The sequence below is a fragment of the Caballeronia terrestris genome (assembly GCF_001544515.1).
Taxonomy (GTDB): domain Bacteria; phylum Pseudomonadota; class Gammaproteobacteria; order Burkholderiales; family Burkholderiaceae; genus Caballeronia; species Caballeronia terrestris.
The window spans coordinates 33,206-46,109 of the sequence record NZ_FCOL02000044.1 but is presented as its reverse complement, the minus strand read 5'-3'; the positions used below and the strand labels follow the sequence as shown (position 1 = coordinate 46,109).

Sequence of the window (12,904 nt, the reverse complement as noted above, 5' to 3'; positions counted from 1 at the left end):
CATTTACATAGACCCATCCGATGACCGACACCTTGGTTTCTCCCCGCAGATCCACGCGGCGCGAACGGCGCGAGCGTGAACGTGTTGAGCGGCGCTCGGCGTCGCTGCCGGTTCCGGTTCCCGTCGAGGCGCACTCCGTCATCTGGCCGATGCTGCTGCTGTTCGCATCGGGCGCAGCGGCGCTGATCTATCAGGTGCTTTGGATCAAGCAGTTGGCGCTTGTCGTCGGCGTCGATGTGCAGGCGGTGACGACAGGCGTCAGCGCGTTTTTTGCGGGGCTGGCATTGGGCGGATGGGTTTTCGGTCGAATCGCGGATCGGAGCCGTCAGCCGCTGCGGCTTTATTCGGTTTTGGAGGTCTTGGCGCTCGTGTCGGCGATTTGCGGAACGTTCGCGCTCGCGCATGCGGCGGCGCCGTTCGCGGTGCTTCAAGGTCATGTAGGTGCGCTCGCCTGGGTGCTGCCGTTTGCGCTCGTCGGGCTGCCAGCAGTGGCGATGGGCGGAACGCTGCCTGTGCTGCTGCGCGCGGTCGAGCCGAAGGCGGGCGGTATCGGCGGGGCCGGCGGACGGCTTTACGCGGCGAACACGGCTGGGGCGATAGCGGGTGCAACCCTGCCGACGTTCGTGCTGATTCCGTGGCTCGGCGTGCAAGGGAGCGCATTTGCTGCGGCTGTGTTGAACGCGATCGCGGCGGGGGTTGCGGTGCTGCTGGCGCGTGGGAGGGCGGATGTGGGGCGTGGCGGTGAAGCTGGCTCCGGCGCTTCCGGCGACCATGCGATTTCGGCTGCTGCGCGCTCCGACGAAAGCAGCGCCAGCACGCCCCTCCTCCCCATCACCCTCTACGCGATCGCCGGCGGCATCGCGCTCGGCTACGAAGTCATCTGGTCGCAGGCGATCGTCCAGTTCATCAGCACGCGCAGCTTCGCGTTCTCGATCGTCCTCGCGACATATCTCTGCGGCCTCGTGCTCGGCAGCGCGGCGGTATCGCGACGGGTCGATCGCGTGCGCGATCCGTGGGGCGCGTTCGCGCTGTTGATCGCATCGGCGGGGCTGGCGGCGATGCTCGCGATCGCTTTCCTCGGTGGCTGGCTCATTTCGTGGCAAAGCTACGTCTCGAGCGCGGTGCTGTCAGCAACCGGCAACCTCCTCGCTTCGATGTGCGCGAGCTTCGCCGTCGCAGCGCTCTGCATCGTCTTCGTGCCGACGCTGCTCCTCGGCGCCGCGTTCCCTTTCGCGTTGCGCCTGACCGTCGATCACCGGCGCGTCGGGCGCGACGTCGGCGCGCTCGTCGCGATGAACACGGCGGGCGGCATCGCCGGGACGCTGCTCGCGGGCTTCGTCCTCGTGCCTTGGCTCGGGCTCGTGCATTCGCTCGCGGCGCTCGCGGTCGCGGCATGCGCGGTCGGTCTCGTCGCCGTGCTGTGCGGCCCCGGCACGCGACGCGCGTCGCGTTTCGCCGTCGGCGCGCTGGCCGTGTTTGCGGCGTGCGCGGCGGTCTTCACGCCATCCGACCGGCTCGCGGCGCTCCTGTCCGCAGCGCGCGGCGGGACGCTCGTCCACTACGAGGAGAGCGCGGGCGGCACGGTCGCGGTGGTCGAGCAGACGTCCGGCACGCATCGCTTCAAGCGTCTCTATATCCAGGGCGTGTCCAATTCCGGCGACACGATGACGTCGCTGCGCTACATGCGCCTGCAGGCGCTCCTGCCGCTGATCATCCACCGCGACGCGCCGCGTTCCGCGCTCGTGATCGGCCTCGGCACGGGCATCACGGGCGGCGCGCTGCTGACGTATCCGGGGCTCGACAGGCGCGTCGTCGCGGAATTGCTGCCAGCGGTCGCGCGCGCGGCGCCGCAGTTCAGTGGCAACTACGGCATGAGCACCGATCCGCGCATCGACGTGCGCCTGCGCGACGGCCGCCGCGAGTTGCTGCAAAGCGCTGAACGCTATGACCTGATCACGCTGGAGCCGCCGCCGCCATCGGCTGCGGGCGTTGTGAATCTTTATTCGACCGATTTCTACCGGCTCGCCGCCGCGCGCCTGCAACCGGACGGGATCGTCGCGCAGTGGCTGCCGCTGCCGACGCAAAACGAGAACGACACGCGCGCGCTGATCCAGAGCTTCATCCAGGTGTTTCCGCATGCGTCGCTCTGGACGACAGAGCTGCACGAAATGATGCTCGTCGGATCGATGACGCCGATCGGGTTCGACGTTTCGCGTATCAGCGCGCGCTTTGCGCAGCCGGCGGTGTCGAAGGCGCTGGAGGAAGTGGGCGTCGCGTCGCCGGCTGCGCTCATGGCGACGTGGGTGACGGATCGCGCGGGGCTCGCGTACTACGTCGCCGATACGCCGCCCGTCACCGATGACGCCCCGCGCATCGAATATGCGCCGTGGGTCCGGCGCGCGGAGTTCCCCGCAGTGCTCGCGCGCTTGATGGCGCTGCAGGCGGAGCCTCCGCTCACCGGCGGAGACGATGCGTTTCGCGCCGCCATGCAACGCGAGCGCGAGACGCTGCGCACGTTTTACGGCGCCGGGCTGGCGGCGTACCGTGGCGATCGAGAAGCCTGGGCGCGCGCCGTGCAGCGCGTCATGAGCACGGACGGAGCCAACCCGTACTATCGATGGTTTGTCGGCGAGGCTCGGTGATAAGCATCGGCGAGGTCCAGCGCGAGCCGCTTGCGACGCGCTTCGTCCGTTGCGAGCGCTGAATCGATTGCATCGCAGATTTCATCGATAGCCACGGCGGCTGGCATATCGGCGGCGTCCCAAGTCGCCGCAAACGCCGTCTGCTTCGTCATGCTCGATAAAGCGCGCGCAGGATGGCGCAGATTCACACGCGGCAAGCCGAACGCCATCGCGACGATCCGCCCGTGCAGGCTTCCGCCCAGATAGGCGCGACCATGCGCGATCAGCGCGCAGATGTCCCACAGATTCAGCGAACGGAAAATCGTGACCGGAAGCGTGCGCATGCGCGCCGCCGTGCGCTCGTAGCAGGACGCGTCGTCGTGCCACGGCGCCGCGCCCGCGCGAAAGAACACGACGCCGAGAGCGGTCCGGCGCGCCGTGCGATCGAGTTGCGAGGCGATGCGGGCGAGGGTGTCGTCGTCGGCGAAATCGGCGCTGAATTGCACGGCGAGGTAGCCGTCCGGAAACGATCGCAGAACCTGCCGCACGGCGCCTTCGCGCGCCCGCTCGCGAATCCGCTCGCCGAACAGTTCCGCCACCATCACGGCGGAATCGGGGACGAGACGCGCCTTCACGCCCCACCCTTCGAGCAGCGCTTGCGTGTGCCGGTCGCGCACGCTGAGGTCATCGGCTGCGGCGAGCTTGGCTAAAACCTCCGCGCGCATCGGGTCGTCGCGGCTATCGAGGTCCACGCCGCCCACCGCGTCGTAGACCACGCGCATCGCGCCCGGAAACATCTCGCGCGACGCCAGATACGGCGCCAGCGCGTCCGTGCCCAACGCCGCCCGCGCCCACGCGATGCGCTCTCGCGGCCGCGCATCGAACCGCGCGATCGCTTTTTGCGCGTCGGTATCGGACAGCGTCATCACCGCAGCCTCATAGACATCGCACGTCAGCAGTTCGCCGCCGACGTGAACGAGGCTCACCGCGCTATCACGCAAACGCGTGGCGAGAGCCGGCAGCGCCTCGACCCGATGTCCGCCGAACGCGCGCAGATCGCGCTCCGTGACGCCCGCGAAGATCGCATCGGCGCGGCCGGACAATGCTTCGGCGACATGTGCGAACAAAAGATCGCCGAAGTTATGCCGATCGAAGGCGCCGATGAACAACGTACCCACGAGATCCCCGCTCGGACGCATGAACAGCCCTCCATGCTAGGCTTTCCCGAACCACCGACAGACACGGAGACACACCGATGCGATTCGACTACAAGGAGTGGCACATCGACTGCCGCGCCCACCACGACGAAGACGGTAGCTACTACGCGCAGGCCACGATCACCCGCGCGCCTGGCGCCGGGCGCACGCGTGTCGAAACGCACCACTCCGGTGAACTCGACTCCTTCGACAACGAATCCGATGCGCTTCACTGCGCGCGCGCCTGGGCGATCGAGTGGTGCGACGAGGTCACATCCACCTGACCGAGCAAGGCGCGCGCCGCAGATTTCTCACCCGAAACAGGGCGAGCCGCACGCAAGCGGATCGATTCGCCGATTTGAATTGTTCCGCGATGCAAAATGATCTGATATTGTTTTCTCGAGGGAATCGAATTTATCGGCCGTGTCAATCGTCTTCGTGAGTGCCGCCATGAATGATGTACGTCACCAACTCAGCCCGCGCGATCGCGTCGAACTGCTCTGCTGGCTCACCTGCGGCAGTCTCGGCAATTACTACCTGAACGAATCCTGGCCCGCGCCGGTCTTCTTCGTGCAGGCGGCGCGCAAGTGGCTCGACCGCCACAAGCGCCAGGCCGACTGGCTCACCGTCGCGCGGCTATCGGCCATCGCGCAGCGCCTCGCGATGCAGAACGTCGGCTGCGTCAACGCCGACTGGGCGCTCGACGCCGTCGAAGAGATCCTCGAAAGCGAGGACCTCAACTACGAATCGGTGCTGGTGCTGCGCGTGTTCGAAGACTGCCGCCGGGCGCTGGCCGACAAGCGCCTCGCCGACTGAATCGCTTTGTAAGCCTCCTTACGGTTTGCCGTACCCGGCGTGCGCAAGCACACGCACGCCGTTTGAACTCCTCCTCTCACCGTCTACGATATTAGGACGCCAGCCGGCCTGCGGTTCATCGCATGCGCCGGACCCAATCCGCATCGGTGGGAGATCTCATGCCGAAAAATATCGTTTTCTGCGCCGACGGCACCTGGAACGGCCCCAACTCCAAGGACGACGACAACGACGGCATTCCGGACACGACCAATGTCTGGAAAGCCTTCTGCACGCTCGCCGGCGATGCCAAGCTAGACAGCGTGCTTCTTGCGTCCGAGCAGGAACTGGAGCAGACCGGTCCCGAGGCGCAGGTCGCGAAATACCTGCACGGCGTCGGCGATTCGCGCAACGTCGCGATCAAGCTGCTCGGCGGCGTGTTCGGCAACGGCATCATCGCGCGGATCGTGCGCGGCTATACCTACGTGTCGCGCAATTACGAGCCGGGCGACGCGGTCATCCTGATCGGCTTCTCGCGCGGCGCGTACACCGTGCGCGCGCTCGGCGGCATGATCGCCGACGTGGGCCTGCTGAACGGGCACAAGTTCGACCTGAGCGACAAGGAACACGCGTACATGCTCGGCATCAACGCGTGGCGGCGGCATCGCGAGGCACGCGTCAAGGCGCGGCAGAACGCGGGCGGCCTGCTCGGCATCTTCAGCGCGCTCATGCGCCACCTGCCGCAATTCGCGTTCGATACATCCGAACCCGACGACACGGTTCCCGTCGACAGCATCAAGGCGATCGGCGTGTGGGATACGGTCGGGTCGCTCGGGATTCCGCTGTACCTCGGCGCCAACGGCTCGGACGTCGACGTATTCCGCTTCGCCGATACCGCGCTCAGCAACAAAGTCGCATTCGGCGTGCACGCGTTGAGCCTCGACGAGCAGCGCTCCGACTTCACGCCGACTTTCTGGGATGCGCGCGACGGCATCACGCAAGCGCTCTTCGCGGGCGCGCACGCGGACGTGGGCGGCGGCTATCCGATCGATGAATCGGGGCTGTCCGACATCGCGTGCACGTGGATGCTCGAGCGCCTGAGCGATCCGGCCATCGGATTGCACGTCAAGCCGACGCCGTGGTCGTTCAAGCCCGATTTCTTCGGCATGGGCCACGAGCCGTGGACGCAGCCGCCGTTCAACCTTCTGCCGAAGGGGCCGCGCACACCGATCCCGTTCCCGAAGGACGTCGGCGCGCATATTTCGATCGCGCACCGGATGGGGATCGATCCGAAGACGGGCCAGCGTGTCGCGGTCACGCTCAAGTACCTGCCGACGGCGCTCGCCGAGCAGCTTGGGACGAATATGGTCTGGATGGATTGAGCGCTGCCTTTTTAGGACAGTTCGCGTATCGACGCTCGACATCGCCCGCGCGGGCCTCGCCATCGATTCCGACAACGCGTTGTTGCATCACAACGCGTGCTGCGCCTGCAACATGCGCGGCGACTTAGGCGCGATGCGCGTACAGCATCGCCGCCGCGCGCCTGTTGCCCGCAACGCTGGTATGCAGTTCAACCTCGCGGTCACGCACCTGCGCTTCGCGGAATTCGAGCGCGGCTGGCAGCGGTAGCGGCGCACGCTGCATTCCTGAGCCGGATCACCCTGAACAAAACGCCGACGCGCGAATTACTTAAGCGCCTTCTTGACCTGTATCGGCGGACGGTCTATACCAGACACTCGTACTTTTCTTACAACCGCGAGCGGGCTGCAAACGACGGCCGTTCAGGTTGGTATCGATTGAGCAGAACAAGGTTTCGGACTGGCAGCCCTCAGAAAAATCGAACGCATCGCGAGGCCGCAATGACAAAAACCGCTTGCTCGTATAGCGCACTATTTGCCTTCTCCGCCTTCTGTATCGGCCTCACAGCCTGCTCGACCGGCCCGCTTCAGCCCGCCACCGCTGCCGGCACCACCACCCTGCCCTCCGGCGGCGTCTACAAAGGCACCGTCCCCGCGCACGGAAACGCGATCCTCGTGATGCTCTTCGACGGAACCGCCTATCTGTTTTACGGCGCTGCATCGCCGGGAATGAGCGGACTCGGCGGCGTGGTCGTCGCGAGCAACGGCTCGCAGTCCGCTAGCGGCCGCTTCACGAGTACCACCGCGCAGAACTACAGCGTGCAGTCGCATGCGGCATCGCCCGTCACGTTCGATGCCGATTTCGCCCGCGCGCCCGCCGTCACCGGTTCGGCCAGGACACAAGGCGGTGAAAGCCTCACGTTCTCCACGACCTCCGACCAGATGCTCGGCGCCGATCCGGCGCGCGCGACCGTCGCGGGCCTGTACACCGGCCGCGGCGGCTCGTTGCAAGGCGCAACGAACTCGAAACTCACCGTCACCGGCGACGGCTTTCTCGCCGGCACGACCGGCATGGGCTGCGTGTTCAAGGGCACCGTCGCGCCGCATTCGGGCGTGAACGCCTATGACGTCTCGATCACGTTCGGTCCCGCGCCCTGTCCGCAACCCGGCACGACGCTCGGCGGAACCGCCGTGCTCGACGGCGCGCGCCTGCTCGCCGCGCTGCCGCTCCCGGGCCGCTCCGACGCCTTCGTCTTCGACGGCACGAAGTAATCGGCTCTCGCTTTCCTTTCGCCCCGCCCCGCCCCGCTTCAGCCTGATTGCAGTCCTCTAAAACGACGCAGCACCAGGAGACAAAACCGATGAATGCAGCGCTCAAGCTTTTGCCCCTCGCCCTCGGCGCGATGCTCGCCGCCCTGCCGTCCGCCTATGCGGCGCAGGACAACGTCAACGCGCTCTCCAACTTCAAGCAGACGGGCAACACCCAGCCCGCCGAGACGGTGTCGCAGTCCGGCCAGCGCGCCGACGCCCTGCGCGAAAACCTCAAAACGATCAAGCTGCCGCCCGGCTTCAAGATCGAGCTGTTTGCGGTCGTGCCCGATGCGCGTCACATGGCGATCGAGCCGTCGACGGGCGTCGTGTTCGTCGGCACGCGCAAGGCGCGCGTGTGGCAGGTGACGGACCGCACGAAGCGCCGCGTCGCCGACGATGTCGTCGCGTTCGCGAGCTCGGTGACCTTCAAGGTGCCGAACGGTGTCTGTTTCTCGCCTGACGGCGTGCTGTACGTCGTCGAGCAGAACCGTGTGCTGGCGTTCCCGGCGGCGCAGTTCTTCGGCGAAGGCGGCAGCGACGTGGCGGCGGCAGTCGTCGTGCCGCAGGGCAAACTGATCCCGACCCAGTTCGAGAGCTTCAACCACGGCGCGCGCGCGTGCCGCATCGGCCCGGACAAGAAGCTGTACATCGCACTCGGCCAGCCGTGGAACGTGCCATCGAAGGACAAGCTCGCCGATCTCGACAAGAACGGCCTTGCCGGCATCATCCGGATGGATCAGGACGGCAAGAACCGCGAGGTCTACGCGCACGGCGTGCGCAATTCGGTCGGCCTCGACTTCAATCCGAAGGACAAGACGCTCTGGTTCACCGACAACCAGGTCGACGGCATGGGCGACGACACGCCTCCGGGCGAACTCAACCGTGCAACGAAGGCCGGCGAGAACTTCGGCTTCCCGTGGTACGGCGGCGGCAAGGTACGCACGGCCGACTACAAGGACGCGACGCCGCCGGCGGGCGTCGTGTTCCCGCAGGTCGAGTTCGCGGCGCACGCGGCGGACCTCGGCATGTCCTTCTACACGGGCAAGATGTTCCCGGCGAAGTACCAGGGTGGCATCTTCGACGCCGAACACGGCTCGTGGAACCGCACGAAGCCGGTCGGTGCGCGGATCATGTACATACCGGTCAAGGACGACGGCACGGCCGGCGAGCCGGAAGTCTTCGCGGAAGGCTGGCTCACGTCGACAGGCGAATACATGGGCCGCCCGGTGGACGTCCAGCAGTTGCAGGACGGCTCGCTTCTCGTCTCCGATGACTACGCGGGAGCGATCTATCGCATTTCCTACGCGGGCGGAAAATGAAGACGCTGATTTTCGTGGTGACGCTCGCCGCCGCGTGCGCGGCGAGCACGTCTTATGCCGCCGGCGACGTGAAGGCGGGCCGCGCGAAGGCCGTGCAGTGCCAGGCGTGTCATGGCATCGACGGCATCGCGAAGATCCCGGAGGCGGCCAATCTCGCCGGACAGACCGAGGAATATCTGACGAAAGCGCTGCACGACTTCAAGTCCGGCGAGCGGAAGAACGAGATGATGAACATGATGGCAAAACCCCTGTCCGATGCCGACATCGCCAATCTCGCCGCGTACTACCACAGCCTGAAGGCCCCCTGATGGACGACGCGGAATTTGTCAAAATAGTTGACAGGACGATTTAAGGGTTTATACTTACTCCTGTCTCCTCCATGTCTCAACCGATATGGATTACGCCCGCTCAACGAGAGCGGGCTTTTTTTTGTCTTTTTTCGGACGAATGGCGGCGTCTCAAAAAACTTTGACTCTGCCCGCTGATCGCCTATTCTGTAATCGTGATTCGTGTCGAACATGAGTCACACACGGGGTGAAAGCGGGATTGGCCGGAAGGTACGCCGCCTGTTTGCGCCCCGCCTCATTTCAAGGAGAAGCCCGCCGAGTGCGGGCTTTTCTTATGGTCCTTTGCATTCGTCGTGTTTCCGCCTGGATATCAACGAAATCCACTATCTGGAATTCTCATCCGATTTGAGACTGCGCGCGGACAAATCTGGTACAAAAGATGCGTTGTCCCTAATGAAATAAAACGCGGAGGAGACGATGGAAATCGAATCGACGGCATGGTTCCCGCTGGACGAACACGCGCCCGTTCGCGACGGGTGGTACGAAGTCCAGCTCACGAGCGGCGAAACCGCTTTCTCGAAATTCACCGACGGCGCATGGACCGAGAAGCCTGTGCTCGCCTTCACGCATTGGCGCGGGCTGGCGTCGGATCCGTCAGCGGGCGCTGGGACTGAGGAAAACATCGGGGCGGAAGCGACGGCCGCCGAGGGCGTGCGTGCGGTGTGGAACGCGTTTTTCCCGCCGCCGACGGATGCAGCCAAGCCAGCCGACACGCCCCGTAGCGACGCGTGAGTGCGGGTGCGTGCAAACCGCCGATTTATCCACAGTTTTTGTGACTAACCCTGTGGATATCGGCGGCGGGAAAGCGGCAACGCTTTGATTGAAAAGGACTTGGCGCGAAAGCCACCGGGCGGGCGCGGCTTATCTGCGCTTTACTTGTGTTCGCTGTCCGTCGCGCGCGGGAAAGGCTGTGCAACCGTCGACGCCGATGCCTCCAGCCAATGCGGCAGCGCCGGCACACCGACCTTGAGAATCGCTTCGGGGGCCGTCGCGCGGCTCAATTCGTCTTCGGGGGAGATCGGCAGCGTGAGCGCGATCGTGCAGGTGGCCACGAGAGCGATGCAAATCGACGTCAGCCAGATAGAAAAGGTCGTCATTTCAGTTACCTCGCAATGGTTGGCATCCGCGAGCGAATCGACTCGAAGGGGATGGCGTCCGGCGCGATAGCGATGCCTGAAGAAAATGACTCGCGGTGAAAACTCGGCTGGAACGCGATCAGCAATCAGATGCGTCTGAATTCGAAGGTTAGTTTCGTGTCGACGATCAGGCAGCCCCGCTGATGCGGGGACTTGAAGGGGGGTGTTTCCGGGGGGTGCGTGCGCTTGCGCGCTCGGCACCGGTTCTGCATGCAAGATCAGCGCGGGTTTTAGCGCTTCTTCGGCATTGGTCAGCGTGCGTCAGCGCTGGGCTGAGCGGGCTCCGCGGGTTCGCGGGTTCGCGGGTTCGCGGGTTCGCGGGTTCGCGGGTTCGCGGGTTCGCGGGTTCGCGGGTTCGCGGTTTCGCGGTTCGCGGTTCGCGGTTCGCGGTTCGCGGTTCGCGGTTCGCGGTTCGCGGTTCGCGGTTCGCGGTTCGCGGTCTTACCCTAAAAACAACGCGACCTCACGGGTTTCTGCATCTTTTTACCGCGCATCCGGCGCGGCCACGATCGACACGCCTTGCGCCTCGGCCGCCGCTTTCTGTGCTGCCAGCGCGCGCCTATATCCATCGCGTTGCTGCAAGCGCTCCCAATAAGCACGCACCGACGGCTCGAAGCGCTCCGCCAGCCCCAGATGATCGGCGAGCAGCAGCGCGTACCCAACCGATACATCCGCCGCCGTAAATCGCCCCGCGCAAAGAAACTCGTGCTCTGCGAGTAGCGGAGCCAGCGTGCGCAGGCGCGCGAGAAACCACTTGGTGTAGTCCGCCGCGACTTGCGGCTGTCGGCGCTCCGGCGGCTCGAAATGCGTGTAGCGCAGAACGAGTGTCTGCGGAAACGTGAGCGTCGCCTCGCCGAAATGCAGGTAGTTGAGATAGCTGGCGAAGTCCGGCTCGTGCACCGCGACATCGAGCACGCCGAGCGAATGCCGCGCCGCCAGATACTGGCAGATCGCAGCGGATTCGGTCATGCGCAACGTGCCTTCGAAGAAGGCGGGCACCGTACCGAGCGGATTGGTGTCGAGGAACGCGCGCGCGAGCACGCGCGGCGGGAACGGCAGCATTTTCAGCTCGTAGGGCAAGCCGATTTCCTCGAGCATCCACAGCGGCCGGAACGATCGCGCGCTCATGCAATGGTGCAGGATGATCATTGGCTGGGCCTCGTCGCTTGATGTTGGATCACGCTAAATCAATCCATTCTGACGGCCGCGCGCCAAGTTCGTCCAGCACACATAACGCTCATACATGTGCGCGCCTCACGCACGCCCGCGCAATATATTCAGCTATATTACGGTACTCGAAAACGGCGCACGCCAACACGCATCGCGCCGACCAATATCAACGCTCAACGCGCCGCTTAAGGAGCTTTCCGTGAAGGTCCGACTTTTCCGCTTTGTCCTCTCGATCATCGCCGCCGCATCGGCAAGTGCCGCTTTCGCCGGCGAAGTCCAGGTTGCCGTCGCGGCCAACTTCACGGCGCCCGTGCAGGCGATCGCCGCCGACTTCGAGAAGGACACCGGCAACAAGGTCGTCGCGTCGTTCGGCGCGACCGGGCAGTTCTATGCGCAGATCAAGAACGGCGCGCCGTTCGAAGTATTCCTCGCCGCCGACGACACCACGCCCGCCAAGCTCGAAACCGAAGGCATGACGGTGCCCGGCAGCCGCTTCACCTACGCAACGGGCGCGCTCGCGCTCTGGTCCGCGAAGGAAGGCTACGTCGATGCGAACGGCGACGTCCTGAAGAAGAACGCCTACAACCATCTCGCGATCGCGAATCCGAAGACCGCGCCGTACGGCCTTGCCGCCACGCAGGCGCTCGACAAGCTCGGGCTTACGCAGGCGGTGGCATCGAAGATCGTCGAAGGGCAGAACATCTCGCAGGCGCAGCAGTTCATCGCGACGGGCAACGCGGAGCTCGGTTTCGTCGCGCTGTCGCAGATCTACAAGGACGGCAAGATCACGAGCGGCTCGGCGTGGGTCGTGCCGGCGTCGCTGCACGAGCCGATCAAGCAGGACGCCGTGATCCTGAACAAGGGCAAGGACAACCCGGTCGCGAAGCAATTCTCCGACTATCTGAAGGGACCGAAGGCGGCTGCCGTGATCAAGTCGTACGGCTACACGCTCTGATCGCGCTCTGATCGATGCCCCTCAATCGCGCCGATTTCGAAGCCATCTGGCTGACGATTCAGCTCGCTTCGCTCACGACGCTACTGCTGCTCGTCGTCGGCACGCCGATCGCGTGGTGGCTCGCCCGCTCGCGCTCGCGGCTGAAGGGGCCGGTCGGCGCGATCGTCGCGTTGCCGCTCGTGTTGCCACCGACCGTCATCGGCTTCTATCTGCTCGTCGCGATGGGGCCGAACGGCTACGTCGGACACGCGACGCAGGCGCTCGGCTGGGGCGTGCTGCCGTTCACGTTCGCGGGGCTCGTCGTCGGCTCGGTGCTGTATTCGATGCCGTTCGTCGTGCAGCCGCTGCAAAACGCGTTCGAAGCCATCGGCGACCGGCCGCTCGAAGCCGCCGCGACGCTGCGCGCAAGCCCGTGGGACTGCTTTTTCTCCGTGGTGCTGCCGCTCGCGCGCCCCGGCATCATCACCGCGACGATTCTCGGCTTTGCGCACACGGTCGGCGAATTCGGCGTCGTGCTGATGATCGGCGGGAACATTCCGAACCGGACGCGCGTGGTTTCGGTGCAGATTTTCGATCACGTCGAGGCGCTCGAATACGCGCAGGCGCACTGGCTTGCGGGCGGCATGGTCGTGTTCTCGTTTCTCGTGCTGCTCGCGCTCTATTCGAGCCGGCGCCGACCTTCCGCTTACGTCTGACAGA

General features: G+C 65.2%; 14 protein-coding genes. 11 read left to right on the top strand and 3 right to left on the bottom strand.

All coding sequences use genetic code 11. The features are described 5' to 3' along the window. Window positions 1–149: 149 nt before the first annotated feature. Entirely contained in the window at window positions 150–2,642 is a 2,493-nt protein-coding gene (locus AWB67_RS26150) for a fused MFS/spermidine synthase (protein WP_125477674.1), read from the top strand. On the opposite strand, the gene AWB67_RS26145 is transcribed toward AWB67_RS26150, so the two are convergent. Continuing rightward, a complete protein-coding gene (locus AWB67_RS26145; RefSeq protein ID WP_087659116.1) occupies window positions 2,612–3,820 on the bottom strand; it encodes a polysaccharide pyruvyl transferase family protein in 1,209 nt (402 codons plus the stop codon). The genes AWB67_RS26150 and AWB67_RS26145 overlap by 31 nt on opposite strands. Before the next feature lie 56 nt (window positions 3,821–3,876). On the opposite strand from AWB67_RS26145, the gene AWB67_RS26140 reads away from it, so the two are divergent. The 8 genes from AWB67_RS26140 to AWB67_RS26110 all read left to right on the top strand — a co-directional run bounded on the left by AWB67_RS26140 (window position 3,877) and on the right by AWB67_RS26110 (window position 9,676). Continuing rightward, the gene (locus tag AWB67_RS26140; protein WP_087659115.1) at window positions 3,877–4,101 is read left to right on the top strand and encodes a hypothetical protein; all 225 of its coding nucleotides are present in this window, start codon (window positions 3,877–3,879) and stop codon (window positions 4,099–4,101) included. A gap of 166 nt (window positions 4,102–4,267) precedes the next feature. Further along, window positions 4,268–4,633 carry a hypothetical protein gene (locus AWB67_RS26135; RefSeq protein ID WP_087659121.1) on the top strand — a complete coding sequence of 122 codons (366 nt, stop codon included), beginning with the start codon at window positions 4,268–4,270 and terminating at the stop codon, window positions 4,631–4,633. Window positions 4,634–4,791: 158 nt separating this feature from the next. Then, window positions 4,792–5,991 carry a T6SS phospholipase effector Tle1-like catalytic domain-containing protein gene (locus tag AWB67_RS26130; RefSeq protein WP_087659114.1) on the top strand — a complete coding sequence of 400 codons (1,200 nt, stop codon included), beginning with the start codon at window positions 4,792–4,794 and terminating at the stop codon, window positions 5,989–5,991. After that, a complete protein-coding gene (locus AWB67_RS39700; RefSeq protein WP_125477673.1) occupies window positions 5,963–6,238 on the top strand; it encodes a hypothetical protein in 276 nt (91 codons plus the stop codon). The genes AWB67_RS26130 and AWB67_RS39700 overlap by 29 nt, the downstream gene beginning before the upstream one ends. Window positions 6,239–6,468: 230 nt before the next feature. Continuing rightward, entirely contained in the window at window positions 6,469–7,239 is a 771-nt protein-coding gene (locus AWB67_RS26125) for a hypothetical protein (RefSeq protein ID WP_087659113.1), read from the top strand. Between the two features lie 89 nt (window positions 7,240–7,328). Next, the gene (locus AWB67_RS26120) at window positions 7,329–8,597 is read left to right on the top strand and encodes a PQQ-dependent sugar dehydrogenase (RefSeq protein ID WP_087659112.1); all 1,269 of its coding nucleotides are present in this window, start codon (window positions 7,329–7,331) and stop codon (window positions 8,595–8,597) included. Then, window positions 8,594–8,905 (top strand): c-type cytochrome, encoded by a 312-nt coding sequence (locus AWB67_RS26115; RefSeq protein ID WP_087659111.1) that lies wholly within the window; start codon window positions 8,594–8,596, stop codon window positions 8,903–8,905. Before AWB67_RS26120 ends, AWB67_RS26115 begins: the two co-directional genes overlap by 4 nt. A gap of 456 nt (window positions 8,906–9,361) precedes the next feature. Then, the gene (locus tag AWB67_RS26110; RefSeq protein ID WP_087659110.1) at window positions 9,362–9,676 is read left to right on the top strand and encodes a hypothetical protein; all 315 of its coding nucleotides are present in this window, start codon (window positions 9,362–9,364) and stop codon (window positions 9,674–9,676) included. A 140-nt stretch (window positions 9,677–9,816) separates the two neighbouring features. Here AWB67_RS26110 and AWB67_RS26105 read toward each other — a convergent pair whose 3' ends face one another. After that, the gene (locus AWB67_RS26105; protein ID WP_087659109.1) at window positions 9,817–10,041 is read right to left on the bottom strand and encodes a hypothetical protein; all 225 of its coding nucleotides are present in this window, start codon (window positions 10,039–10,041) and stop codon (window positions 9,817–9,819) included. Between the two features lie 522 nt (window positions 10,042–10,563). Then, complete coding sequence (locus AWB67_RS26100; RefSeq protein WP_087659108.1) at window positions 10,564–11,229, bottom strand: glutathione S-transferase family protein; 666 nt, start codon at window positions 11,227–11,229, stop codon at window positions 10,564–10,566. A gap of 220 nt (window positions 11,230–11,449) precedes the next feature. Here AWB67_RS26100 and modA point away from each other — a divergent pair, with 220 nt between their 5' ends. Both modA and modB read left to right on the top strand, forming a co-directional pair. Then, window positions 11,450–12,205 carry a molybdate ABC transporter substrate-binding protein gene (gene modA, locus AWB67_RS26095; protein WP_087659107.1) on the top strand — a complete coding sequence of 252 codons (756 nt, stop codon included), beginning with the start codon at window positions 11,450–11,452 and terminating at the stop codon, window positions 12,203–12,205. A 14-nt stretch (window positions 12,206–12,219) separates the two neighbouring features. Beyond that, window positions 12,220–12,900: a molybdate ABC transporter permease subunit gene (modB, locus tag AWB67_RS26090; RefSeq protein ID WP_087659106.1), complete on the top strand. Its 681-nt coding sequence runs from the start codon at window positions 12,220–12,222 to the stop codon at window positions 12,898–12,900. Window positions 12,901–12,904: the final 4 nt, after the last annotated feature.

What these genes read in the sequence shown, in the direction of transcription:
- AWB67_RS26110 (WP_087659110.1), top strand. Translation starts at nt 9,362, where the DNA reads ATGGAAATCGAATCGACGGCATGGTTCCCGCTGGACGAACACGCGCCC.
- AWB67_RS26115 (WP_087659111.1), top strand. Translation starts at nt 8,594, where the DNA reads ATGAAGACGCTGATTTTCGTGGTGACGCTCGCCGCCGCGTGCGCGGCG.
- AWB67_RS26140 (WP_087659115.1), top strand. Translation starts at nt 3,877, where the DNA reads ATGCGATTCGACTACAAGGAGTGGCACATCGACTGCCGCGCCCACCAC.
- AWB67_RS26135 (WP_087659121.1), top strand. Translation starts at nt 4,268, where the DNA reads ATGAATGATGTACGTCACCAACTCAGCCCGCGCGATCGCGTCGAACTG.
- AWB67_RS26145 (WP_087659116.1), bottom strand. Translation starts at nt 3,820, where the DNA reads ATGCGTCCGAGCGGGGATCTCGTGGGTACGTTGTTCATCGGCGCCTTC.
- AWB67_RS26130 (WP_087659114.1), top strand. Translation starts at nt 4,792, where the DNA reads ATGCCGAAAAATATCGTTTTCTGCGCCGACGGCACCTGGAACGGCCCC.
- AWB67_RS26150 (WP_125477674.1), top strand. Translation starts at nt 150, where the DNA reads ATGCTGCTGCTGTTCGCATCGGGCGCAGCGGCGCTGATCTATCAGGTG.
- AWB67_RS26100 (WP_087659108.1), bottom strand. Translation starts at nt 11,229, where the DNA reads ATGATCATCCTGCACCATTGCATGAGCGCGCGATCGTTCCGGCCGCTG.
- AWB67_RS26105 (WP_087659109.1), bottom strand. Translation starts at nt 10,041, where the DNA reads ATGACGACCTTTTCTATCTGGCTGACGTCGATTTGCATCGCTCTCGTG.
- AWB67_RS26120 (WP_087659112.1), top strand. Translation starts at nt 7,329, where the DNA reads ATGAATGCAGCGCTCAAGCTTTTGCCCCTCGCCCTCGGCGCGATGCTC.
- AWB67_RS26125 (WP_087659113.1), top strand. Translation starts at nt 6,469, where the DNA reads ATGACAAAAACCGCTTGCTCGTATAGCGCACTATTTGCCTTCTCCGCC.
- modB (WP_087659106.1), top strand. Translation starts at nt 12,220, where the DNA reads ATGCCCCTCAATCGCGCCGATTTCGAAGCCATCTGGCTGACGATTCAG.